Here is a 23,103-nt window from a genome sequence, read left to right on the forward strand (position 1 = left end):
AGGACTGCCTCTAGACCCCGGCAAGTCTGATTGAATATCGCGCAATCGGCAACGCTCGGTTGCGTGGACTGCAATCGCTCGCCCGGCCGGCCGCATTGCCTCGAGCGGGAAGCGCCGGGGAGCGCCGAAGCGCGCCTGCTTTGCCCCTTGTGCCTTGATCGCCATCATCTTCGGTGCGTTCGAGCGGGCAACCACAAGCCCTTGTGGTCCCCCGGATTCCTCCACGCGAAAAAAATTAACGTTCCATGTTCGTTCCCTTGCCTTTCGGAAACCCTAGGAAAGTCCGCGCGTCGCGGCATTGCAGCAGATATGCAGGTGCCACGAACCGAGTCATTTTAGCGACGAAACGTTGTGGAAATTAACCATTTCGGGTCTTGTGCCCGGACTCGGTTTGGCACAATCTGTTGTGGTTGCACTGAGGGGCAAGCTCAAGCACTGGTGGACTCGCCGCCGCATACCCATATGCGGAACGGGTCGATTCGCGCCTGGGACGAAGTGCGATGGACATGTTTTGTTCTTCGCGCGCGACCGTGTCGATGCTAGGATCGGCGGCCCCTTCGAGTCGGGATTTATGCCTTCCCCCGGGGAAGGCCAGTGAAGCTTTGTCAGGGGTGAGAGTTATGGAATTCAGGGACACGGAAAACAGCGTGAACGAGACCGTCGCCGAAGCCCCCGCCACTGCCGGCAAGCCGGCCGCGAGCGATGCCGCCAAGGCGGCGCCCAAGGCGCGCAAGCGGAACGACAGCAAGGCCGTCGCGCCGCGGGCGTTCGACGTCGAGGTCGATCATTCGCGCGATGCGCTGCTCACCGAATTCGGCAAGGAGACGCTGCGCGACCGCTATCTGCTGCCCGGCGAGAATTTCCAGGATCTGTTCGTGCGCGTCGCCTCGGCCTATGCCGATGATCAGGGGCACGCCCAGCGCATCTACGACTATATCTCGAAGCTGTGGTTCATGCCCGCCACTCCCGTTCTCTCGAACGGCGGCACCGGCCGCGGCCTGCCGATCAGCTGCTTCCTCAATTCGGTGCCGGACAGCCTGAACGGCATCGTCGACACCTGGAACGAGAATGTCTGGCTCGCCTCGCGCGGCGGCGGCATCGGCACCTATTGGGGCAATGTCCGCGGCATCGGCGAGCCGGTCGGCCTCAACGGCAAGACCTCGGGCATCATTCCCTTCGTCCGCGTGATGGATTCGCTCACCCTGGCGATCTCGCAGGGGTCGCTGCGCCGCGGCTCGGCCGCCTGCTATCTCGACATCTCGCACCCGGAGATCGAGGAGTTCCTCGAGATCCGCAAGCCGTCGGGCGATTTCAACCGCAAGGCGCTGAACCTGCACCACGGCGTGCTGATTCCCGACGCGTTCATGGAAGCGGTGCGGGCCGGCGCGGAATGGGAGCTGAAGTCGCCGAAGGACCAGTCGGTCCGCGGCAAGGTTGATGCGCGCGCGCTGTTCCAGAAGCTGGTCGAGACTCGCCTCGCCACCGGCGAGCCCTATATCGTGTTCGCCGATCACGTGAACTCGAACATGCCCAAGCATCACCGCGATCTGGGCCTCAAGGTCTCCACTTCGAACCTCTGCTCGGAGATCACGCTGCCCACGGGCAAGGACCATCTGGGCAATGAGCGCACCGCGGTGTGCTGCCTCTCCTCGCTCAACCTCGAGACCTGGGACGAGTGGAAGGGCGAGGCCGGGATGATCGAGGATGTGATGCGCTTCCTCGACAACGTCCTGCAGGATTATATCGACCGGGCCGAGCCGGGCATGGAAAAGGCCGCCTATTCGGCCAGCCGCGAGCGTTCGGTCGGCCTGGGCGTGATGGGCTTCCACTCCTTCCTCCAGGCGCGGAACATCCCGTTCGAGGGCGCGATGGCCAAGAGCTGGAACCTGCGCATCTTCAAGCACGTCAAGGCGCAGGTCGACCAGGCGTCGATGGCGCTCGCGGTCGAGCGCGGGCCGTGCCCGGATGCGGCGGACATGGGCGTGATGGAGCGTTTCAGCTGCAAGATGGCGATCGCGCCGACCGCGTCGATCTCGATCATCTGCGGCGGCACCTCGGCCTGTATCGAGCCGATCCCGGCCAATATCTACACGCACAAGACGCTGTCGGGCAGCTTCTCGGTCAAGAACCCCTATCTGGAGAAGCTGCTCTCGGAGAAGAGCAAGAATTCGGATGCGGTGTGGAACTCGATCCTCGAGCAGGGCGGCTCGGTCCAGCATCTCGACTTCCTCAGCCAGGAAGAGAAGGACGTCTACAAGACCTCGTTCGAGATCGACCAGCGCTGGATCCTCGAGCTGGCCGGCGATCGCTCGCCCTATATCGACCAGGCCCAGTCGCTGAACCTGTTCATCCCGGCGGACGTGGAGAAATGGGACCTGCTGATGCTCCACTTCCGCGCCTGGGAGCTCGGCATCAAGTCGCTCTATTATCTCCGCTCCAAGTCGGTGCAGCGCGCCGGCTTCGCGGGCGGGGTGGAAGCCGACAACACGATCGAGAAGCCGCAGTTCAACCTGGGCGAGTCGACGGATTATGACGAATGCCTGGCGTGCCAGTGAGGTGGCGGAGCTAGGGAAACCGGCGGACGCGCAAACTCCCTCTCCCACAAGGGGAGAGGGAATGGCGTATCGCCGCTCCCTCTCCCCTTGTGGGAGAGGGGCTGCGCCTGGTTCAGGCCTCTTCCTCGAAGATCTCGACCGCGTTGGCCGCGGTGGCGGACAGGCGCACCTTGTCGCCTTCCACGCCGGCGACCAGGCCGACCGAGACATAGTGATGGTGCCCGGCATGGCTGCCCGCCGCGCCTTCGATCTCGACGGCGCTGTCCTTCCTGGTGAGCTTGATCCGGCTGCCCTCGACCTTGTCGACGGTGCCGACATGGACGCCGTCGGCGCCGATCACTTCCATATGCTCGCGGATCGCCTGCAAATCGGTCATCTCGGATCTCCTTGGGGGGATGGTTCGCACGCTCAACGCGCGCCGCGGCGAAACGATGCAGCCGCGCGCGCCGCCTCCCACCCACCCGAAGGGGGAATCGCATGAAGCCCGTCCGCGCATCTTTCCGAGCCCTGGCGCTCACTGCCTTTCTGCTGCTCGCCGCCTGCGCGAAGCAGGTGCCCAGCGCCGTCCAGCCCGAAGCGCCGGGCTTCCTGCTCGGCCTGTGGCACGGCTTCATCTTCCCGGTCGCCTGGTTCCTCTCGCTGATCGTGCGGGACGTCGCCGTCTATGCCGTGCCCAATAATGGCGGCTGGTATGATTTCGGCTATTTCCTCGGCATCTGCGTGTTCGGGGTCGGCGCCAATCGCGGGCATCGGGTGACTCGGGTCGTCTATCGCGACCGGGTGGTGCGCGGCCGGAACACCACGGTGATCGACCAGTGACGCGCAGCCTCGCCCTGATGGCCGGCATCGCCGGAGCGGCGGGCGCCACGGGCCTCGCCGCCATGGTGAAGCCCGCCGCCACGCGTGCCCTGCTGCGTCTGCCCGAGGGCGAGGCGAGCGGCTATGCGCTACGCATCGCCGGGATGATGCTGTTCGCACTGGGCCTGTTCCTCGGCGGCTTCGCGGCGGTGTTCACATTGGCTGGAGGGGCGGCATGAGCACGCCCTGGTTTCTGCTCGCGGCGCTGCCGCTGGGCGCCCTGCTCTTCGCTGCCGGCTGGGCGATCGACCGGCTGCTCGATCCGCTGTTCGGCTTCGAGGCGCGCCTCGCCCGGCTCCACCGCCGCCGTGAGCGGCGCCTCGCGCGCGGGGGAGACCGGTATTTCGAGGAACTGCGTAGCATCGATGCCAGCCTTGCCCAGGTTTCCGTGCAGGCCGCGCGCCCGCGCCAGAACTGGCTCGCCAGGCCGCTGGCGCTGCTGCTGCCGTTCCTCCTCCTGGCGCTTGGCGTCTTCGCGCTGGCGGTGCTCCTGCGCCTGTTCGGGCTGGGGCCGCCGCCCGCCTGGGTCAATTTCTTCCTGCCGGCGATCCTGTTGCTGCTCGGCCTGCGGTACCTGGTCGATCCCGCGACCGCCTATGTCGAGAATGCCGGGCGTGGCATCGGCTTCACTTTCATCGGCCTGTCGGCCGTCCTGTTTGTTCTCAAACTCATCTAGTTCGTCACGGAGTAACCCCAATGCCGCTTCTCGAAGCCCGCAAGACCTACAAGCCCTTCGAATATCCCTGGGCGTTCGAGTTCTGGAAGCGCCAGCAGCAGATCCACTGGCTGCCGGAAGAGGTGCCGCTCGGCGAGGATTGCCGCGACTGGGCGCAGAAGCTCACCGATCACGAGCGCAACCTGCTCACCCAGATCTTCCGCTTCTTCACCCAGGCGGACGTGGAAGTGCAGGATTGCTACCACGAGAAATATGGCCGCGTGTTCAAGCCGACCGAGATCAAGATGATGCTGACCGCGTTCAGCAACATGGAGACGGTCCATATCGCCGCCTATTCGCACCTGCTCGACACGATCGGCATGCCCGAGACCGAATATGCCGCCTTCCTCCAGTATAAGGAGATGAAGGACAAGCATGACTATCTGAGCACTTTCGGCGTCGATACCGACGAGGACATCGCCAAGACGCTGGCCATGTTCGGCGGCTTCACCGAGGGGCTGCAGCTCTTCGCCTCGTTCGCGATGCTGATGAACTTCCCGCGCTTCAACAAGATGAAGGGCATGGGCCAGATCGTGTCCTGGTCGGTGCGCGACGAGAGCCTGCACTGCGAGGGCATCATCCGGCTGTTCCATGCCTTCTGCAAGGAGCGCAACTGCCTTACCCCATCGGTGCGCGACGACATTCTCGACATGTGCCAGAAGACGGTGCGCATCGAGGACGCGTTCATCGACCTGGTGTTCGAGATGGGCCCGGTGAACGGGATGACGCCCAAGGAAATCAAGAAATATGTCCGCTACATCGCGGACTGGCGCCTGGGCCAGCTCGGCCTCAAGCCGATCTACATGGTCGAGGAGCATCCGCTGCCCTGGCTCGCCCCGCTGTTGAACGGCGTGGAGCACGCCAATTTCTTCGAGACCCGCGCGACCGAATATTCGAAGGCGGCGACCCGCGGCGCCTGGAACGAAGTGTGGGATTCGTTCGACAAGCGCCAGAAGGCCAAGGTGACGCCGGTGGCCAACGAGGATGGCGGCGAAGGCGGGCCGGACATGTTCTCGAAGGCGGGGATTGCGGCGGAGTGAGATGGCTTCGGGGTCGGCATTGGCCGACCCCGCCTTAGCGAATGATTTCAAGTATTTTGAATATGGATAGCACGGACGCTACGATAAGGGTCATCGAGTAGAAAAGTAAAATCAATCCAAGTGCGGAAAGTCCTATGTTGATGTAATTTGCTGCGTGCGTGTGCACGCATATTGCAGGGAAAGGTTTTGCAAGATAGACGATGCTAAATAATAGCGTTGCTATCTGGATGATTACAGCATGACATATGCTGCTTGCCAGAATTAGTAGCGGTGACCTTCCCTGCAGGCGGTTGTCGGGTGTGCGTAATGCGTGTCTTGCCTTACTGTCTAGAATGGCGAATAGGATAGCAAACGCTGCTATCGAAAACCCGGAAAGAGTTGGGAGGGTTGCTTGCGCTAATGGTGCCCAAGACGCTGATGGGATCATGCGCCAACACAGCCCAGCGAGAATTACGGCAAGCCACAGGTAGCCAGACCGCAAAACTGCGTGAAAACCTCCGTGGCTCGCATAAAGCGAGCGCAAATTCTCGCGAAGACCGGTCCCGTAGCTACCCATTCAAAGCCTGGCGTGCACGGGCTATGGTTTCCCGTATCCTTTCGGCGAGGCTCTGGAAAATAACCATTTCGGGCTCCTCCGGCTTGTACCGGGTGCCTTCCGTCAGCGGCATATCCGACGCCTTTCGTTCAGTCATGATGCCATTGATTATACTTTTGGTCCGAAGTTCGCCGTTCTCAGCGGCTACTACGCCAAGTTTCCTGGTTCGCTCATTAGGTTCTAGGTCACCGGAATCTTTTGATCGGAGTACCTCTTCGTACTCGTCGCCATTTTGCTCCTTAAGGCGTTCCTCGATAATGGCCGCGAGATCCCCGCTAACATCATCCGAGTTTGGCCTTCGAATTATAATTCGAACCTCTTTGAGGTATGGAAGGGCAAGGAGCTCTTCAACGCCATGATAATTCTGGACGATGTCGACTTCCACTCTGCCGAATTCTTCAGATATTTCTCTCCAGCTCAAAGCCTCACGGAAATATTTTAAGAGCGACCGCGTGCTCAAGCCTTTCGATTCAGCGTAAGTCGATACAGCTACAATGTGATCGTCTGGGAATAGTTGAAAATAGAATTGAGCGAGATTTGGCCTCAGCGCGTCTGGTATGCTGATTTCTTCTAGCCGTTCAGGGGTCGCGGTATCGAAATCTTCAAGATCGAACCAATCGCCATCAATGTCTATCTCAGTATACTTTGCGATAATGCCCATATCCTCCTGATCGGAAGAGAAGAATTTTATCGCGACATAGGAGTCTCCATAAACGCGAACGCCCCTTCTTAGGCCCGCAAGGCGCTCGATAAGCGCACGGTAGTCACGATTATGAGTATCCGGAATGCGGATATTGATAGCACTCACTTCAAGCTTTGGATCTCGAGCCATTAAAATTCCCCTCTCCTTAGGGAAATGTAGCAAAATCCGATTTAGTCACCAGCTTCAGATGAAGCGCCAGCCATCTTTTTTAACCGTTTTGGTGTTCCTAATATGTTCCTTCTAATCTGTCGAGGGGACCGAAAGTTTGAAACCCACCGTGTCCCCCATGCAACACCCCCGCCGCAATCCCATGCTGCAATGCAACCCGGCGGACTCCTCGTGCATTGACCCCATGCCCCGCCGCCAGCGCCCGCGTATCTGGGACGCCTTCGGCGGGGCGAGTGTTTGAATTAGTCACGAGGTTCCCCCCGACATGCGTAAACTCCTCGCCGCCGCGGCATTCGCCGCGCTGCCCTTCGCCGTCCCCGCCGCCCAGGCCCAGGATACCGGCGCCGACGGCGCCTCCATCGAGACCGCCGCTGCCACCGCCGCCCCGGCGCGGACCGCGCCCGACGGCACCCGCGCCTTCGGGATCGAGCCCTATATCGGCATCATGGGCGGCTATGAGCGATTCGATCGCCAGTCCAACGCCGGCATCCCCATCCCGGCGAACGGCAAGGCCTATGACGGCGCGCTGGTCCAGGGCGTCGCCGGGATCAACATTCCGCTCGGGCCCGTCTTTGTCGGTGCCGAGGGCAATGTCGCCAAGGGCGTCAAGGGCGATATCGACTGGGAATATGGCGCCGCCGGCCGCTTCGGCCTGCGCGCGGGCGAGAGCGGCATGATCTATGGCAAGGTCGGCTATCAATGGGTCAATTTCGACGCGCTGGGCAACAACAGCCGCGACTATCACGCGATGACCTATGGCGCCGGCGTCGAAGTGGGGCCGAAGGACATCGGCCTGGGCGGCGTCACCGGCAATGGCGGCGTGCGCCTGCGCATGGAGATCAACACGTTCAACAACGCCAAGAGCTTCCGCCCGATGGCGGGCGTGATCGCGCACTTCTAGGCGACGCATGCGGCGCGGCGGCGCATCCTCGGGCTGTGCCGCCGGCGCCGCCGCTGCATGCAAGCATATGAAGATATTGGTTCGCGCAGAGGGCGCAGCGGGCGCGGAGAAGGTCGGCGCATCGCGTGACCGCCTCTCTACGCACGGAGCCGGCAAGATTGTCGTCGACCGAGCCTTTCGATGCGCAAGCTCCGCGTCCTCCGGGCCCCCCGCGCGAACATTCTTCTCCTCGCATGCCTGTGCCCCGGCATGAGAGCCTGCTGTCCTACAACAACCTATATGGTTATCTAATTCGGCTCCATTCAAACCGGAAGGAGCCCATGCCATGGAACACCAGCCCATCCAGCCGGAAGCGGCCGATGCGCTCGCCCCCTACACTCCCATTGCCCTGCGCGCCCGCCATGACGGCTGGACCGCCGATCGCCAGCGCGGCTTCCTCATAGCGCTGGCGGAGACCGGCTGCATATCCGAAGCCTGTGCGGCGGTGGGGCTCACGGCGCGCTCGGCCTATCGCCTGCGCCGCCGCCCGGACGCCACCGGCTTCGCCGAAGCCTGGAACGATGCGCTGCTCGTCGCCAGCGCCCGGCTGACCACGCTTGCCTTTGAACGGGCCGCGCGGGGCACGATCCGCGAATATTGGAAGAATGGCGAGCTCGTCGCCGAATGCCGCCAGCCTTCGGACCAACTGCTCAAGTTCCTGCTCCAGCATCTGCGCGGCGACTGGTTCGGCCGCGACGCGATCGTCCAGCCGGCCGAGGGCGCGCGCCGGCGCTTCGATGCGGCGCTGGACGGGTTGGCCGACAATGCGGAGCTCGCCGATCCGCTCATGCTGCGCGATTATCGGGCGGAGCCGCCCCATGACCTGATCGCGCCGCCCGGCGAGGACGAGGAATGGTGAGCCGCGCGCGATGGGGTCGGTACCTTCGCGACCTTTCGCGCCGGTTCGGTCCGCGCTCGGCCGCGACGAGGAACGAGGAAAATGGTTCACGCGGAGACGCGGAGGCGCGGAGGAGTAGTATTCGCGGCAGCGCCATCCGCCGGGCCGATGGCAGGGCGGGCGCTGGCCTGAGATGGAAGCGCCGCCGGCGCGGGGAGCCACGTATCTCCGCGCCTTCGCGTGAACCAACTTCTCCTGCCGACGCCGATCGCGCCGCCCGGCGAGGACGAGGAATGGTGAGCCGAGTGCGATGGGGTCGATACCTTTGCGACCTTTCGCGCCGGTTCGGTCCGCGCTCGGCCGCGACGAGGAACGAGGAAAATGGTTCACGCGGAGGCGCGGAGGAGCAGTATTCGCGACAGCGCCATCCGCCGGGCCGATGGCAGGAGGGGCGCTGGCCTGAGATGGAAGCGCCGCCGGCGCGGCGAGCCACGTATCTCCGCGCCACCGTGCCCGCGTGAACCTTCCGCGTCGCGCCCCTGCGCCGGCGCGCGAGGATCTACGCCCGCTTGCGCGCGCGGCCCTCGCCATGATCGCACACCGCTTCGCCGTCGCAGATCAGCCGGTCATAGCCGCTGCCCGGGCAGATCGCATGAGCGGTCAGGATCGCCGGGGTCAGCGCCTCGAGGCCGGCGCCGCGCCGGTCGAGCAGGCGGCGCACGGGGCGGCGCGAGCCGGTCCAGGCCTGATGGCCGGCCCTGGGCGCCGGGGCCGGGGCCACCAGCAGGCCGACCGGGCGATAATCGGCGACGGCAAGCCTGGGGAACACGCCCCTGGCGATCGCCCGTGCCCAGGCCGGCGTGGCGGGGCTCAGCGGCAGATGCGGCACCACGTCGCCCGGCATCTCGTAGCGCAGGCAGGCGATGCGGGTGCGGCCATAGCTGGCGGCGAAGTCGGCATTGCCCGCGCGCGCCGCGGCGATGGTGGCGACGCTCACCGGCAGGTCCGCCCATTCCTTCACCTGGGCCGATCGCATCGCCGCCAGATTGGCGAGCGCGCCGCCCTTGCTGTGGCCGGTGACGAACAGGTGCCGCCGCGCCTTGCGGTCGAGCAGGCTCTGGTCGAGCATCGCCTGGATCGCGGTGCGCACGCCCGGGCCCGAGCCCGCGTCGTTCCACAGCCGGCGCGCCGATTCGGCGAAGCCGAAATGCACGCCGCCGCCATAATGCGAATCCTCGACGCACAGCGAGAAAGCGTCGTTCAGCCAGTCGAGCACCACGTCCCAGCCATCATGCGCGCCGCCGAAAAAGGGCGGGAGCGAGCCGCGGAACGCGACCACCACGCCCTCCGGCGTGCGGCCGACGAGCGCCTGGTCGATCTCGCGCTGGCCGAGCGCGCTGTCGCGGCGCACGACGAAGGGCGCCTCGATCCAGCCGACATTGCGGCCATGGACCTGCATGGCGGGCTGATAGGCCTGGCTGGAAGCGTAGAGCAGGCGGCGTTTCATGCAGTCGTGCATCGGCAATACTCCCCGAACCATACAGCCTTGCCCCGGCGCATGGTGTGCAGGCAATTAGGGTTAACCCCGGAGTCCAAAATCGCGAAGCCGGGCTTTCGTTGCGCTGAACCGGAACGAAGCGCCCGGGCGATCCGCTCAGTGATGGTCGTCGGGCTTGCGATAGGCGTCGTGACAGGCCTTGCAGGCCTTGCCCACTTCGCCGAACTGCGCGGCGAAGCCGGGCTTGTCGCCCGCCTTGGCAAGATCGGCGAGCTTGGCCGCCGCCGCCGCATAGTCGGCGGCGCGCGCCTCGAAGCCGGCGCGGTCGCTCCACACGGCGGGCAGCGCCTCGGACGGGGCGATGCCGGTGCCGGCGGGGAACATGCCGGGGATCGCCCGGGCCCAGCCGGCGAGCGCGCGGGCGGCGAAGCCCAGTGCCTTGGGATCGTCGCCACGGTCGATGCCCGCCTTGATCTGGCCGAACAGCGCGCCGGACAGCAGGAAGGCCGCCTTGCGGCCGGCGATCACGTCCGCGGCCGGATCGGCGGACACGGCGCGGCTGGCCGGGGCAGTGGCCGCGAGGCCGGTGAACAGCGCCGCCGCGGCGCCGAGTGCGAGCATGGAAGTGCGCATGGATTCGCTCCCTTGGTCGGAGAAGGCGAGGCTAGGCTTCCTGCCTTCGATCCGCAACGGCCGCGCAACCTTGTCCATTATGGAGGTGGTTGCCGCCGAAACGGACCGGGGATCGCCTATGCTGCCGGGCGTGGCAGAAGGCGAAGCTCCTCGGGTCGAGTATGCGTGCGAACGTTGCGGTGGTGTTGCCGTTACGCGCGACGCCTGGGCCGAATGGGACGTGAGTTCCCAGGCCTGGGCGCTCAGCGAGACGTTCGATTTCGCCTTCTGTCACCAATGCCACCGCGAGACGCGGCTGGTGGCGAGATCGATCGGCTACCCTCCCTAGGGTGGGCCGAAAGCGATCGCCGCCGGCCGGGTGCGCCCGGGCGTTGGTCGGAGCCGGGGAGGGGCCTCGCCAGTGACAGGCGCGAAGTCTTTCCCCGGCTTCGCTTGGGTATCGGGGCCGGGCACCGATGCTAGTCGCCCGCCTCCAGCCGCCACAGCACGAACGCCATCTCGTCGGCGGCTTCCTTCAGGCTCTCCCACCGGCCGGACTTGCCGCCATGGCCGGCGCCCATGTTGGTCTTGAGCACCAGCACCTGGTCGTCGGTCTTGGTGGCGCGCAGCCTGGCGGCCCATTTGGCGGGCTCCCAATAGGTCACGCGCGGATCGTTGAGCCCGCCCGAGATGAACAGCGGCGGATAGGCCTGGGCAATGACATTGTCATAGGGCGAGTAGGAGCGGATCAGCGCGAACGCGGCCGGATCCGTCACCGGATTGCCCCATTCGGGCCATTCGCCCGGGGTGAGCGGCAGGCTCTCGTCGAGCATGGTGTTGAGCACGTCGACAAAGGGCACGTCGGCGACGACCACCGCCCACAGCTCGGGGTCGGAATTGATCACCGCGCCCATCAGCTCGCCGCCCGCCGAGCGGCCCGCGATGGCGATGCCGCCCTTGTGCGTGAAGCCCCGGTCGATCAGTCCCCTGGCGACGTCGACGAAATCGTTGAAGCTGTTGGTGCGCTTCTCGAGCTTGCCGTCGAGATACCATTGCTGGCCGAGATCGTCGCCGCCCCGGATATGGGCGATGGCGAAGGCGACGCCGCGATCGAGGAACGAGATGCGGCTGGTCGAGAAGCCGGGCGGGATCGCATAGCCATAGGCGCCATAGGCATAGAGATAGAGCTTGCCCGTGCCGTCCCTGGGGAAGTCCCTGGGATAGACGATGGACACGGGCACCTCGGTGCCGTCGCGGGCGGCGATCTTCAGCCGTTCGGTGCGGTATTTCGATCCGTCATAGCCCGAGGGGATCTCCTGCACCTTCAGCGTCTCGAGCTCGCCCGTCGCGACGCTATAGTCATAGACCGTGCCCGGCGTGACCATCGACTCATAGCCGATGCGCAGCTTGGCCATCGCATATTCGGGATTGTCGCCCAGCCCCGCGACATAGCTCGCCTCGGGGAATTTGAGCCGCACCGGGGCGATGGCCGGGTCGTAGCGGTGGAGCTCGATCTGATCGAGCCCGTCCTCGCGCCCCTCGACGATGAAATAGTCGGCGAAGCAGGTGACGCCGGTCATGTAGAAATGCGCCGACGGGCCGATCCGCTCGGTCCATTCGCCGGGCGCCGCCACCGGCGCGGTCACCAGCCGGAACTGGGGGTCGATATCGTTGGTGTGGATGAACAGCGTGCCGTCATGCTCGTCCACGTCATATTCGCGGCCCGGCTTGCGCGGGCTGACGCAGACCATCGGCCGGGAGGGATCCTCGGGCGAGAGGAGATAGACTTCGCTCGTCACATGGTCGCCGGTCGAGACCAGCAGATAGTTGCGCGACTGGGTTTCGCCCACCGCGACGCGGTAGCCCTCATCGGCTTCCTTGAAGAGCTCGACGTCCCGCGCCACCGGCTCGCCGAGCTTGTGCCAGCGGGCATTGTCGGTCCGCCAATTCTCGTTGGCGAGGCCGTAGAGGAAGCCCTTCGAGTCCGCGGTCCAGACGATTTCGGAGAGCATGCCGGGGATCGTGTCCGGCAGCAGCGCGCCGCTCTCGAGGTCCTTCACCCGGACCTCGAACCGCTCCGAGCCGTTGTCGTCGACGGCATAGGCGAGCAGCCGGCCGTCCGGGCTCACCGAAAAGGCGCCGAGCCGGAAATATTCCTTGCCCTCGGCCAGGGCCGGCTCGTCGAGGATCATCACGTCCTCGCCGCCGTCCACATGGCGCCGCCACCAGCGCGGATATTCGCCGCCAGTCTCGTAGTCGGTCCAGTAGAGCCAGTCGCCGTCCTTTTGGGGCACGGTCGATTCGTCTTCCTTGATCCGCCCGCGCATCTCGGTGAACAGCGTCTCGCTGAGCGGCTTGAGCGGCTCCATCACCTTCTCGAAATAGCTGTTCTCCGCCTCGAGATAGGCGAGCACATCCTTGTCGGCGACGTTGGGATAGGCCGGATCCTTGAGCCAGGCCCAGGGGTCCTCGATGGTGACGCCGTGGCGCGTGAAGCTGTGCGGGCGGGTGCCGGCGACGGGCGGCGCGGGAAGATCGGTCATCCGCCTTCCCTAGCGCGCGCCTCAGCAGACCGCCACTGCCCGCCGCCTTCGCGCCAGCCGCGGCGCCAGCACCATCGCCAGGCCGGCCAGCGCCATCGCCGCGCCGGCGAGCGAGACCGCCGGATAGCCCAGGCCCTGGCGGATCACTTCGCCGCCCAATGCCGCGCCGATCGCATTGCCCAGGTTGAACGCGCCGATGTTCATCGCCGAGGCGAGGTTGGGCGCCTCGTGCGCGGCGTCCATCACGCGCATCTGCAGCGGCGGCACCAGCGCGAAGCTCGCCGCGCCCCAGAGCGGCAGCAGGATCATCGCCGCCGGCAGCGAGAACATGCCGAAGGCGAACAGCACCAGCAGCACCGCCAGCGCCGCGGTCATGGTGATCAGCGCGGCCTCGACCGAACGATCGGCATAGCGCCCGCCCAGCCAGTTGCCGGCGGTGAGGCCGATGCCGAACAGCACCAGCGCCGCCGTCACCTGGAAAGTGGAAGCGCGCGCCGCCTCGCGCAGGATCGGCGCGATATAGGTGAACACGGTGAACATCGCGCTGAAGCCCACCATGGTCAGCGCCAGGGCGAACAGCACCGGGCCGCGGCCGAGCACGCGCAGCTCGGCGCCCATATCGGCATCGGCCTGGCCGGGCAGCGCCGGCACGAACAGCCGCAGCGCCGCCATCGTCACCAGGCCGATCGCCGCGATCGCCGCGAAGACCGCGCGCCAGCCGAACGCCTCGCCCGCCCAGGTAGCGAGCGGCACGCCGCCGATCGTTGCGATCGTCAGGCCCATGAACATCGTCGCGATCGCCCCGGCCCGCCGCTCGGGCGGAACCAGGCCGGCGGCCACTACCGAGCCCACGCCGAAGAACGCGCCATGGTTGAGCGACGTCACGATCCGTGCCGCCAGCAGCATCGCATAGCTGTCCGCCATCGCCGCCAGCAGGTTGCCGAGCGTGAAGATGCCGGCGAGCGCGATCAGCAGGGTGCGGCGCGGCACGCGGCCGGTCGTCAGCGTCATCAGCGGCGCGCCGATCAGCACGCCGATCGCATAGGCGCTCACCAGCAGGCCGGCGGCGGGGATCGAGACGCCGAGATCGCCCGCGATCACGGGCAGCAGCCCCATGGGCGTGAATTCGGTGACGCCGATGCCGAAGGCACCGATGGCGAGCGCAGTGAGGGCGAGGCGGGGACTCATGGGATGCGGCTCCGGGATTTGTGCGGCAACGCAAATGGACCGGCGCATCACCATCCGGTAGACCAACAGGAGGCGAAACATCTGTGCGCAGGAATCACGAATGACACGAGTCATGGTCGATCGCTCGGGTGAAATGGAAATCTTCGTGACGGCGGTGCGCGAAGGCAGCCTCTCCGCCGCCGCCCGCCGGCTCGACCTCACGCCATCGGCGGTCAGCCGCGCGCTTGCCCGAATCGAGGGGCGGCTGGGCGTCCGCCTGATCACCCGCACCACGCGCCGGCTGGTGCTGACGACCGAGGGTGATGCCTATCTCCATGCCGCCCAGCGCATCCTTGCCGACATCGCCGAAATGGAGGGCGAGCTCGCCGACCAGGCCGCGCCGCGCGGGCGCCTGCGGGTCAGCGCCGCGCTCGCGCATGGCCGGCTCTCGGTGGTGCCGCTGCTCGGCGCGTTCGTCGCGCGCTATCCCGGCATCCTGGTCGACATCAGCCTCAGCGATACGCTGGAGGACGTGGCGGGGGGGCGGGCCGATGTCGCGATCCGCTTCGGGCCCCTGGCGGACAGTCCGCTCACGGCCCGCAAGCTGGGCGAGACCGGCCGCACCATCGTCGCCTCGCCCGACTATCTGGCGCGCATGGGCACGCCCCGGCTGCCCGAGGAGCTGCACGCGCACAACTGCCTCAATTTCAACTTCCGCCGCGCCGAACCGGTCTGGCCCTTTCGGCGCGAGGGCCGCGACTATGCGCTTCCCGTCGGCGGCAATATCGAGGCGAACAATGGCGAGACGCTGGTCCAGCTCGCGCTCGCCGGGGTGGGCGTGGTCCGGGTCGGGAGCTTTCATGTCGAGGACCATGTCGCCGCCGGGCGGCTGGTCGCGCTGCTGGAGCCGTTCAATCCCGGCGATCGCGAGGACATCCACGCACTCTATGTCGGCGGCGCTACCCGCCCGGCGCGGGTGCGCGTCTTCGTCGATTTCCTGGTGGAGAAGCTGGGGCGGTCCTGAGCGGTATCGCATCCGCCTCTCCTGTCCCCCGCCGGGGCCACGACCGCCGGTCTTCCTTATTCGCGAGCCGTTATGGCAAACTAGATAGGAATTTCTTAACCTATATGGTTCTCTATGTCAAGCCCCATGCGTCGCCCCGGCCTTTGTCGGGATGACGGTCCATGGCGGGAGGTGCGGGCAGCGGGGAAGACCCGGTTCCAGCGGCAAGAATGGGTCCCCGGCTGCGCGGGGACGGCGATCGAAGGAGTTACTCCTCCGCCAGCGCCTTTTCCGCCGGCGGATGCAGGCGCAGCCTGGTGACTCGCTTGGGATCGGCTTCGACGATCTCGAGCTTCCAGCCGCTGCCATGCTCCAGGCACTCGCCCGCCTCGGGCACGTGCCCCGCGAGCACGAAGGCGAGTCCGCCCAGCGTGTCGACATCGCCGTCGACCTCGCCCAGCCGCGGGTCGACCGTCTCGGCGACGTCCTCCAGCTCGGCACGGGCATCGGCATCCCAGCCGCCGCCCTCGATCGGCACGAGCAGCGCGGTCGGCGCCTCGTCATGCTCGTCCTCGATCTCGCCGACGATCTCCTCGATCAGATCCTCGATCGTGATCAGCCCCTCGGTGCCCGAATATTCGTCGAGCACTATGGCGAGATGGGTGCGCCGCCCGCGCATCTGGGCGAGCAGGTCGAGCGCGCCCATCGACTGCGGCACATAGAGCGGCTGGCGGATCAGGGCGGCGATGCTGGCGGGGTGCGCCGCGCCGCTGGCCAGGATGTTGAACACGTCCTTGATATGTACCATGCCGATGATGGTATCGAGCTCCTCGCGATAGACGGGAAGGCGGCTATGGCCGGCTTCCTCGAACAGCTTCACCAGCTGGGCGAAGCTGGTCCGCTCCTCGACCGCGATGATGTCCGCCCGCGGCACGCCGACATCGCCGGCATCGCGCTCGCCGAAATGGAGCAGGTTCTTGAGCATCTGGCGCTCGATCGGGGCCAGGTCGCCCGCCGGGGCGCGGCCGCCCTCGACATGCTCGTCGATCGCGTCCTCGATGCGGTCGCGCAGCGTTTCTTCTTGGTCGTCACCGAACAGGAGGGTGCGGATGCCGCGCCATATTCCGCCACCTTCGTGGCTGTCGCCATTGCCGTTGCTACTAGGGCCCTCGGGCATGTTCGGTGTTCAATCCTCGCGTATCAGATAAGGGTCGTGCAGGCCGAGGTCGCGAAGCGCGGCGCGCTCCATTTCCTCCATCGCCTCGGCTTCGGCGTCGTCCATATGGTCATAGCCTAGCAAATGCAGCAGGCCGTGGACAATCAGGTGCGTGGCATGATCCTCGACGCCGACCCGGCGCTCCGCCGCCTCGGCGGCGCAGACGCCGTGCGCCAGGACGATGTCGCCCAGCAGCACTTCGCCATCGTCGCTGTTCTCGGTGACCGCTTCCATCAGGTCCGGCTGGATCATCGGGAAAGAGAGCACGTTGGTCGGCTTGTCCTTGCCCCGATACTGGCGGTTGAGGACATGGACTTCCTCGTCCGAAGCGAAGCGCACCGCGACTTCGATCGTCGCGGCGTGATCGAGCCATTCGAGAAAGGGGGTCTGGCGGAGCGCGGTCTCGGCGGCGCGGATGGAGAGGGCTTCCCAATCCGCATCCGGCCAGGGGGCTTCGACCAGGGCGGCGACGTCAAGCATTCGGGCCCTCATAGGCTTCGACGATCCGGCCGACGATCGGATGGCGGACCACATCGGCGGTGCTGAAGCGCGAGAAGGCGATGCCCTCGACGCCCTCGAGCCGCCGTGTCGCGTCGTTCAGGCCCGAGGCGGGCGGGCCGCCGGGCAAGTCGACCTGGTTGGGGTCGCCGCAGATCACCATCCGGCTGTTCTGGCCGAAGCGAGTGAGGAACATCTTCATCTGCGCGGGCGTGGTGTTCTGCGCCTCGTCGAGGATGACGAACGCATCGGCCAGGGTGCGGCCGCGCATGAAGGCGATCGGGGCGATCTCGATCTCGCCGCTCGCGATGCGCCGCTCGACCTGCTCGGCGGGCAGGCAATCATAGAGCGCGTCGTAGATCGGGCGGAGATAGGGATCGACCTTTTCTTTCATGTCGCCGGGCAGGAAGCCCAGCCGCTCGCCGGCCTCCACGGCGGGGCGGGAAAGGATCAGCCGCTGGACGCTGCCGGTGATCAGCTGCGCCACGGCCTGCGCCACGGCGAGATAGGTCTTGCCGGTGCCCGCCGGGCCCAGGGCGAAGATCATGTCGTTCGAGACGAGCGCGCGCATATATTGCGTCTGCGCGACGGAGCGGGGCACGATCGTCTTCTTGCGCGTGCGGATCATGATCTGGGGCGGGGCGTTGCCATTGTCCGCCTTGATGATGCCGGTGAGCGTCGGCTCGCTCGACATGGCGATCACCGCGTCGATCAGCCCGGTATCGACTTCCTCGCCGCGGATGACGCGGGCATGGAGCTCCTGCAGCACCTCGCGGGCATGGGCGACGGCTTCGGCCGACCCCTCGATCTGCACGCGCTGGCCGCGGGCATGGATATACACGCCGAGCCGCTCTTCCAGGGCGAGGATGTTGCTGTCGAACTCGCCGAAGAGCTGGGGCAGGAGCTGGGGCTTGTCGAAATTCACCTCGGCGCGGCTGCGTTCACCGGACTGGGCGGGGACAGGCTTGCGGCTCATGCGGCTCCTTCGCGCTGAAAAATGTTGAATCTCTTGATGGCCCCGCGCGTGCGCGCGATCGCCGACAGTCCAACGCGCGTAGCGGCGCTGCGTGTCAAAGCGAAGACGATGCGGGCGGTTCCCTGGCGCATGCGATATGGGGAGAGTGGCAGAGCTTTTCCAACTTGGACAGGGGGAATGCGGCGGCCGCTTCAACGAAGCGATGGACTGTGCGATACGTGCCACATGGCCAGGGATGCGAAATCGCCTCAGCGGAAAAAGGCGCTGTCCTACGCGAAGGACCGCCGCAACGCCTATGGCCAGAACGACAAGGCCGCGCGCAAGGCGATCCCGGCGCGCAAGGCCGGCGAGAACCGCAGGGCGCGGCGCAAGGCCGGCCATGCGCTGGCAGTGATCGAGCGGCTCGACGCGCCGGTTGCCGATATGGTCGAGAGCGCGCTGCGCCATGACATCGAGCGCGTCGGTGGTTGGACCAAGGCGGCGGATATGCCGTTGGGCGATTATGTCGCCAGCCGGAAGGCCTGGGCCGAGCGCCGGATCGGGAGCAATGCCCGGGTCCGCGCCGAGGTGGAGCGCCAGCGCTCCGCCCCGGACTTCAACGGCATGATCTCCGTCTGCAGCGACATTCGCTTCCCGCCGGAAGACTAGGTTGAGGACTCATATTCTCCAGCGTCATCCCCGCTATCCCTTCAACCGCCCCCTTCACCCGTCACCCCCGCGAAGGCGGGGGTCCAGGGCCAGGGGCAAGGACGGCGCGGCTCGCCTTGCCGTTTCCGGCACGCACCCGCGTGATTGCTTCGATCGTCCCTTACTACCCTGGATCCCCGCCTGCGCGGGGATGACGGGTGTGGTTTCAAGGGCTTGTTTTGGTTCTCAACCAGGTTGAGGACTCATATTCCTCCTTCGTCACCCCGGCCTTGCGCCGGGGTCCTGCTGTCTCGCCAGTGCAAGAAGAAGCGGGATCCCGGCGCAAGGCCGGGATGACGGTGAAAGATCAGATACTTGTTTGGGTTCTCAACCTAGGCCGCCGCGTGGACCACTTCCGTGCCGCTCAGCGAATTGGCGAAGCCCTCGGCGATTTCCACCTCGACCATGTCGCCGATCCCGGCATCGGTATCGAGGTAGACCGACTGGAGCCAGGGCGACTTGCCGAGCATCTGGCCGGGAAGCTTGCCCTGGCGCTCGATCAGCACTGCGCAGGTCTTGCCGGCGGTCGCCCGGTTGAAGGCGAGCTGATCGCGGTTGAGCGCCGCCTGGAGGCGCTGCAGGCGCTCGTCCATCACTTCGGCCGGGACGAATCCGTCCGCCATCTCCGCGGCGGGCGTGCCCGGGCGCGGGCTGTACTTGAAGCTGAAGCACTGGGCATAGCCGACCGCGTCGACCAGCCGCAGCGTCTCCTCGAACTCGGCGTCGGTCTCGCCCGGGAAACCGACGATGAAATCGCCCGACAGCGCGATGTCGGGCCGGGCGGCGCGAACGCGATCGAGGATCTTCAGATAGGAATCGCGGGTGTGGCTGCGGTTCATCGCCTTGAGGACGCGGTCGCTCCCGGCCTGTACCGGCAAATGCAGGAAGGGCATCAGCTTCGCCACTTCGGCATGGGCGCGGATCAGGCCCTCGCGCATGTCGTTGGGGTGGCTGGTGGTGTAGCGGATGCGCTCCAGCCCCTCGATCCGGTCGAGCGCGCGGATCAGGCCGTGCAGCCCGGTGCCGGCATCGTCGTCCCAGGCATTGACGTTCTGGCCGAGCAGCGTGATCTCGCGCGCGCCGGCATCGACCAGCGCCCTGGCTTCGTCGACCAGTTCGGCAAAGGGCCGGCTGATCTCGGCGCCGCGCGTATAGGGCACGACGCAATAGGTGCAGAACTTGTCGCAGCCTTCCTGCACGGTGAGGAAGGCGGTGGGGCCGACCTTGCGGCGGCGGGGCAGCGCGCCGAACTTGCTGAGCGCCGGCATGTCGGTGTCGAGGGTCGCCTGGCCGCTGGCGGCCTTCGCCACCAGCTCGGGCAGGTTGTGATAGGCTTGCGGCCCCACGACGACATCGACCCTGGCGCGGCGGACGATCTCCTCGCCCTCGGCCTGGGCGACGCAGCCGGCGATGGCGATCATCGGCTCCGCGCGCCCGTCGGCACGCGCGCCCTTCCGCAGGCGGCCGATGTCCGAATAGACCTTCTCGGTCGCCTTCTCGCGGATGTGGCAGGTGTTGAGCACGACGAGATCGGCGGCCTCGCCCTCGGCGGCGGCGGTCATGCCCTGCGCGGCCATCAGCTCGGCCATGCGCTCGCCGTCATAGACGTTCATCTGGCAGCCGAACGACTTGACCTGGAAGGTCCGGGGATTCTTGGGAGCGTTCATGATTGGCGGGGCTATAGCCAAATCCTTCGTCATGCTGAACTTGTTTCAGCATCCAAGGTGCAGCGGGCGAGCCTGTCGCCTGTGGAGGGTTGGACCCTGAAGCAAGTTGGCGCTTATCCCGTAAAGACAAGTGCACCCCGTTCCGTCATCCCCGCGACGGCGGGGATCCAGGGCCAGGCGCGGCACAGGCGCAAGGAATTCCTGGCACTTCCGGAGAGCGTTCGCGCGGTGGTACCGATATCCCGCAACTACCCTGGATCCCCGCCTGCGCGGGGATGACGGCTATCGGGCGCGCCCTGTCCCAAGGGGATAAATGCCAAACAAGTTCAGGGTGACGATTGGTTATTCGGTCGTCCCCGGCTTCGGCCGGTATCCGATCGGGTCCTCGGCGAAGCGGAAGGTGCGGAGCGGCTGGCCCAGCGCGGCCACCAGCGCCTCCTCGATCCGCCGCCGGCTCTCCGCGGCGATCACCTTGCGCCCGGGAAAGTCGCGCGGATGGAAGGGCTCGAGGAAATGCACGTCGAGCCGGAAGCTGCCCTTGCGGCCGAGCACGCGCTTCGCGTTGTTGAGGCCGGTCTCCTGGCCGATCCAGCAGATATCGTCCGCCGCCGCCCCGTAATCGAGCATCACCGGCTGTACCATCACGCCGGGCGGTGGCGGTTCGAGCACGCGCAGCATCGGCGTCTTGAAGGGGAGGAGCGACTTGCCGTCGGTGGTGGTGCCCTCGGGAAAGACAGTGATCGCCCAGGTCTCCGCCAGCGCGTCGCGCAGCTCGTTGATCTGCTCGGCCACGCCCAGGCGGTTCTCGCGCTTCACATAGACGGTGCGGTTGAGCCCGGCGAGCCAGCCGACAATGGGTGAGCTCCGGATCTCGGCCTTGGCGATGAAGGCCGTGCCGCTGGCCCCGCCCAGCGCCAATATGTCGATCCAGCTCAGATGGTTGGAGATGTAGAAGACGTCGCGCTTCAGGTGCGTGCCGATGCGGTTGATCCGCGCGCCGCAGATCCGGGCAGCGAAGGAGAGGAAATAGCGCGGCCAGGGCGAGGGCGCGCGGACGAGGCGGAAGAGATAGTGGAGCGGCACGAGCAGCAGCAGCGCCAGTGCGAGCATCGCCACGCGCCATCCCATGCGGCACCGCTCGGCCAGGGTGAGCGGCGTGCCATGGCCCTGGATCGCGTCCTCGCGCCGGCGCGCGGCGCGCTGGCCCCGGGTTTCGCCGGTGCCCGGCACCTCAGCTCTTGCGGTCGAGCGCGACGCCGTAGAGCTCCATGCGGTGATCGACCAGGCGGAAGCCCAGCCGCTCGGCGATCTGCTTCTGCAGCTGCTCGAGCTCGGGATCGACGAACTCGATCACTTCGCCCGTCTCGACGTTGATCAGGTGATCGTGATGCGCTTCGGGCGAAGGCTCGTAGCGGGCGCGGCCGTCGCCGAAATCGTGCCGGTCGAGGATGCCGGCCTCCTCGAACAGGCGCACGGTGCGATAGACCGTGGCGATCGAGATGCCCGGATCGATGGCCGAGGCGCGCTCATAGACCTTCTCGACATCGGGATGATCCTCCGCATCGGAGAGGACGCGCGCAATCACCTTGCGCTGTTCGGTGATGCGCAGCCCCTTCTCGTGGCAGAGCGCTTCGAGATCGATCTTACGGCCCATGGGCGCGATGTAGCGTGGGCGGGCCGAAGTTGGAAGACTGGGGCGGAGAAAAGGCGGGGGCAACGAAAAGGCCGGCCCGGAGCGTTCCGGACCGGCCCATCCTGTTTCGGTGCGTTGCGGCTCAGCGCTTGCGGCGCTTGGTGCCCAGGCCGATCTTCTTGGCCAGGCTGCGGCGCTGCTCGGCATAATTCGGGGCGACCATCGGATAATCGGCCGGCAGGTTCCACTTGGCGCGGTACTGCTCCGGCGTCATCTGATAGTGCGTCATCAAGTGACGCTTCAGCATCTTGAGCTTCTTGCCGTCCTCGAGGCACACGATATAGTCGGGCTTCACCGAGGCGCGAATGGAAACGGCAGGCTCCTGCTTCACTTCGGGCTCGGCGGCAACGCGGCCAAGACCCGAGAGCGCGCCATGCACGTTCTGGATGAGAGTCGGAAGGTCGGAGACCGACACGCTATTGTTGCTGACATGCGCCGCAACAATATCCGCCGTCAGCGTGACCAGCGTTTCATCAATCTCGGCTTGCGTTTCCATCTTTTTCCTTTCGACCCGGCGAAGACGACTATAACTCGTCGCCCGGCGTCACCCTATCGGACCATTTCGGATCAAACGCAAGACCATATTTGCAGATATCTGTAAGTCTCACTCCAGATCCCGAGCATAGGTATGGGCATCGAACAACTGCCCGCCATGTCCTCGATAATAGTCTCTGCGCTCGCCGACCTTTTCGAAGCCTTCGTGACGGTAGAGCCAGACGGCATCGTTTCCTGAACGGACCTCGAGATGAAGGCGCGTGACGCCGCGGTTGCGGGCTTCCTCGATCGCCGCGCGGAGCAGCGCGCCGGCAACGCCGCGGCGGCGGGCGGCGGGGCGGGTGGCGAGGAGCAGCAGCTCGGCTTCGTCGGCGATGGCGCGGGTGAGGGCGAAGCCGGCATCCTGCCCGTCGATGCTGGCGACCACCAGCCAGACGCCGGGGAGCGAGAGCATGCCGAGGCACTGGGCGCTGGTCCAGGCCTCGCCATAGCGGGGGTCGAACGCTTCCTGCATGATGCGGCCGACGCTCTGGAGGTCGTGCGCGCCGCCTTCGCGCAGCTCGACCAGGTTGATCGTGCCGCTCATGCCAGGCCCCGCTCGGCGAGCGTCTTCGCGTCGGGCGCGCGGCCATAGAC

General features: G+C 66.0%; 24 protein-coding genes. 10 read left to right on the forward strand and 14 right to left on the reverse strand.

Annotated elements, in window-relative coordinates; genetic code table 11:
• Positions 1-620: 620 nt before the first annotated feature.
• Positions 621-2,555, forward strand: a complete 1,935-nt coding sequence (locus OMP43_RS21055; RefSeq protein ID WP_280281512.1) for a ribonucleoside-diphosphate reductase subunit alpha — start codon at positions 621-623, stop codon at positions 2,553-2,555.
• Between the two features lie 112 nt (positions 2,556-2,667).
• On the opposite strand, the gene OMP43_RS21060 is transcribed toward OMP43_RS21055, so the two are convergent.
• Positions 2,668-2,931 (reverse strand): DUF2171 domain-containing protein, encoded by a 264-nt coding sequence (locus tag OMP43_RS21060; protein ID WP_280281513.1) that lies wholly within the window; start codon positions 2,929-2,931, stop codon positions 2,668-2,670.
• Positions 2,932-3,032: 101 nt separating this feature from the next.
• Between OMP43_RS21060 and OMP43_RS21065 the strand changes: the two genes are divergently transcribed.
• From OMP43_RS21065 to OMP43_RS21080, 4 genes are read left to right on the forward strand one after another with little or no spacing between them, the layout of a single operon-like run.
• Positions 3,033-3,374 carry a hypothetical protein gene (locus OMP43_RS21065; RefSeq protein ID WP_280281515.1) on the forward strand — a complete coding sequence of 114 codons (342 nt, stop codon included), beginning with the start codon at positions 3,033-3,035 and terminating at the stop codon, positions 3,372-3,374.
• Positions 3,371-3,592 carry a hypothetical protein gene (locus OMP43_RS21070; protein WP_280281516.1) on the forward strand — a complete coding sequence of 74 codons (222 nt, stop codon included), beginning with the start codon at positions 3,371-3,373 and terminating at the stop codon, positions 3,590-3,592. The genes OMP43_RS21065 and OMP43_RS21070 overlap by 4 nt, the downstream gene beginning before the upstream one ends.
• On the forward strand, positions 3,589-4,089 hold the full coding sequence (locus OMP43_RS21075; RefSeq protein WP_280281517.1) for a hypothetical protein: 501 nt from the start codon (positions 3,589-3,591) through the stop codon (positions 4,087-4,089). The genes OMP43_RS21070 and OMP43_RS21075 overlap by 4 nt, the downstream gene beginning before the upstream one ends.
• A gap of 20 nt (positions 4,090-4,109) precedes the next feature.
• Positions 4,110-5,168, forward strand: coding sequence for a ribonucleotide-diphosphate reductase subunit beta (locus OMP43_RS21080; RefSeq protein ID WP_280281518.1), 1,059 nt, complete (start codon positions 4,110-4,112; stop codon positions 5,166-5,168).
• A 548-nt stretch (positions 5,169-5,716) separates the two neighbouring features.
• Here the strand turns inward: OMP43_RS21080 and OMP43_RS21085 are convergent.
• Entirely contained in the window at positions 5,717-6,595 is an 879-nt protein-coding gene (locus tag OMP43_RS21085; protein WP_280281519.1) for a DUF4747 family protein, read from the reverse strand.
• A 304-nt stretch (positions 6,596-6,899) separates the two neighbouring features.
• Here OMP43_RS21085 and OMP43_RS21090 point away from each other — a divergent pair, with 304 nt between their 5' ends.
• Positions 6,900-7,535 (forward strand): opacity protein, encoded by a 636-nt coding sequence (locus OMP43_RS21090; RefSeq protein ID WP_280281520.1) that lies wholly within the window; start codon positions 6,900-6,902, stop codon positions 7,533-7,535.
• A gap of 325 nt (positions 7,536-7,860) precedes the next feature.
• A complete protein-coding gene (locus OMP43_RS21095; RefSeq protein WP_280281521.1) occupies positions 7,861-8,433 on the forward strand; it encodes a hypothetical protein in 573 nt (190 codons plus the stop codon).
• Between the two features lie 538 nt (positions 8,434-8,971).
• Here OMP43_RS21095 and OMP43_RS21100 read toward each other — a convergent pair.
• Both OMP43_RS21100 and OMP43_RS21105 read right to left on the reverse strand, forming a co-directional pair.
• The gene (locus tag OMP43_RS21100) at positions 8,972-9,931 is read right to left on the reverse strand and encodes a lipase family protein (protein ID WP_280281522.1); all 960 of its coding nucleotides are present in this window, start codon (positions 9,929-9,931) and stop codon (positions 8,972-8,974) included.
• A gap of 135 nt (positions 9,932-10,066) precedes the next feature.
• Positions 10,067-10,543, reverse strand: coding sequence for a cytochrome c (locus tag OMP43_RS21105; RefSeq protein ID WP_280281523.1), 477 nt, complete (start codon positions 10,541-10,543; stop codon positions 10,067-10,069).
• On the opposite strand from OMP43_RS21105, the gene OMP43_RS21110 reads away from it, so the two are divergent.
• Positions 10,542-10,871 carry a hypothetical protein gene (locus tag OMP43_RS21110; RefSeq protein WP_280281524.1) on the forward strand — a complete coding sequence of 110 codons (330 nt, stop codon included), beginning with the start codon at positions 10,542-10,544 and terminating at the stop codon, positions 10,869-10,871. The genes OMP43_RS21105 and OMP43_RS21110 overlap by 2 nt on opposite strands.
• A gap of 130 nt (positions 10,872-11,001) precedes the next feature.
• Here the strand turns inward: OMP43_RS21110 and OMP43_RS21115 are convergent, their stop codons facing one another.
• Positions 11,002-13,065 carry a S9 family peptidase gene (locus OMP43_RS21115; RefSeq protein WP_280281525.1) on the reverse strand — a complete coding sequence of 688 codons (2,064 nt, stop codon included), beginning with the start codon at positions 13,063-13,065 and terminating at the stop codon, positions 11,002-11,004.
• A gap of 21 nt (positions 13,066-13,086) precedes the next feature.
• Complete coding sequence (locus tag OMP43_RS21120) at positions 13,087-14,253, reverse strand: MFS transporter (RefSeq protein ID WP_280281526.1); 1,167 nt, start codon at positions 14,251-14,253, stop codon at positions 13,087-13,089.
• 100 nt (positions 14,254-14,353) lie between these two features.
• Here OMP43_RS21120 and OMP43_RS21125 point away from each other — a divergent pair, with 100 nt between their 5' ends.
• Entirely contained in the window at positions 14,354-15,256 is a 903-nt protein-coding gene (locus tag OMP43_RS21125) for a LysR family transcriptional regulator (protein ID WP_280281527.1), read from the forward strand.
• 247 nt (positions 15,257-15,503) lie between these two features.
• On the opposite strand, the gene OMP43_RS21130 is transcribed toward OMP43_RS21125, so the two are convergent.
• From OMP43_RS21130 to OMP43_RS21140, 3 genes are read right to left on the reverse strand one after another with little or no spacing between them, the layout of a single operon-like run.
• A complete protein-coding gene (locus tag OMP43_RS21130) occupies positions 15,504-16,412 on the reverse strand; it encodes a hemolysin family protein (RefSeq protein ID WP_280281528.1) in 909 nt (302 codons plus the stop codon).
• A gap of 9 nt (positions 16,413-16,421) precedes the next feature.
• On the reverse strand, positions 16,422-16,931 hold the full coding sequence (gene ybeY, locus OMP43_RS21135; RefSeq protein WP_280281529.1) for an rRNA maturation RNase YbeY: 510 nt from the start codon (positions 16,929-16,931) through the stop codon (positions 16,422-16,424).
• Complete coding sequence (locus tag OMP43_RS21140) at positions 16,924-17,925, reverse strand: PhoH family protein (protein WP_086128269.1); 1,002 nt, start codon at positions 17,923-17,925, stop codon at positions 16,924-16,926. The genes ybeY and OMP43_RS21140 overlap by 8 nt, the downstream gene beginning before the upstream one ends.
• Before the next feature lie 225 nt (positions 17,926-18,150).
• Between OMP43_RS21140 and OMP43_RS21145 the strand changes: the two genes are divergently transcribed.
• A complete protein-coding gene (locus OMP43_RS21145) occupies positions 18,151-18,573 on the forward strand; it encodes a hypothetical protein (RefSeq protein WP_280281530.1) in 423 nt (140 codons plus the stop codon).
• A 371-nt stretch (positions 18,574-18,944) separates the two neighbouring features.
• On the opposite strand, the gene miaB is transcribed toward OMP43_RS21145, so the two are convergent.
• The 5 genes from miaB to OMP43_RS21170 form a co-directional block, all read right to left on the reverse strand.
• Positions 18,945-20,279 (reverse strand): tRNA (N6-isopentenyl adenosine(37)-C2)-methylthiotransferase MiaB, encoded by a 1,335-nt coding sequence (gene miaB / locus OMP43_RS21150; RefSeq protein ID WP_280281531.1) that lies wholly within the window; start codon positions 20,277-20,279, stop codon positions 18,945-18,947.
• Positions 20,280-20,621: 342 nt separating this feature from the next.
• Positions 20,622-21,407, reverse strand: a complete 786-nt coding sequence (locus OMP43_RS21155; RefSeq protein WP_280281536.1) for a lysophospholipid acyltransferase family protein — start codon at positions 21,405-21,407, stop codon at positions 20,622-20,624.
• A gap of 103 nt (positions 21,408-21,510) precedes the next feature.
• Positions 21,511-21,933: a Fur family transcriptional regulator gene (locus OMP43_RS21160; RefSeq protein ID WP_137864504.1), complete on the reverse strand. Its 423-nt coding sequence runs from the start codon at positions 21,931-21,933 to the stop codon at positions 21,511-21,513.
• 121 nt (positions 21,934-22,054) lie between these two features.
• Entirely contained in the window at positions 22,055-22,468 is a 414-nt protein-coding gene (locus OMP43_RS21165) for a MucR family transcriptional regulator (protein ID WP_280281532.1), read from the reverse strand.
• A 108-nt stretch (positions 22,469-22,576) separates the two neighbouring features.
• On the reverse strand, positions 22,577-23,053 hold the full coding sequence (locus tag OMP43_RS21170) for a GNAT family N-acetyltransferase (RefSeq protein WP_280281533.1): 477 nt from the start codon (positions 23,051-23,053) through the stop codon (positions 22,577-22,579).
• Positions 23,054-23,103 lie beyond the last annotated feature (50 nt).

Source organism: Sphingomonas sp. CBMAI 2297 (assembly GCF_029870595.1).
Taxonomy (GTDB): domain Bacteria; phylum Pseudomonadota; class Alphaproteobacteria; order Sphingomonadales; family Sphingomonadaceae; genus Sphingomonas.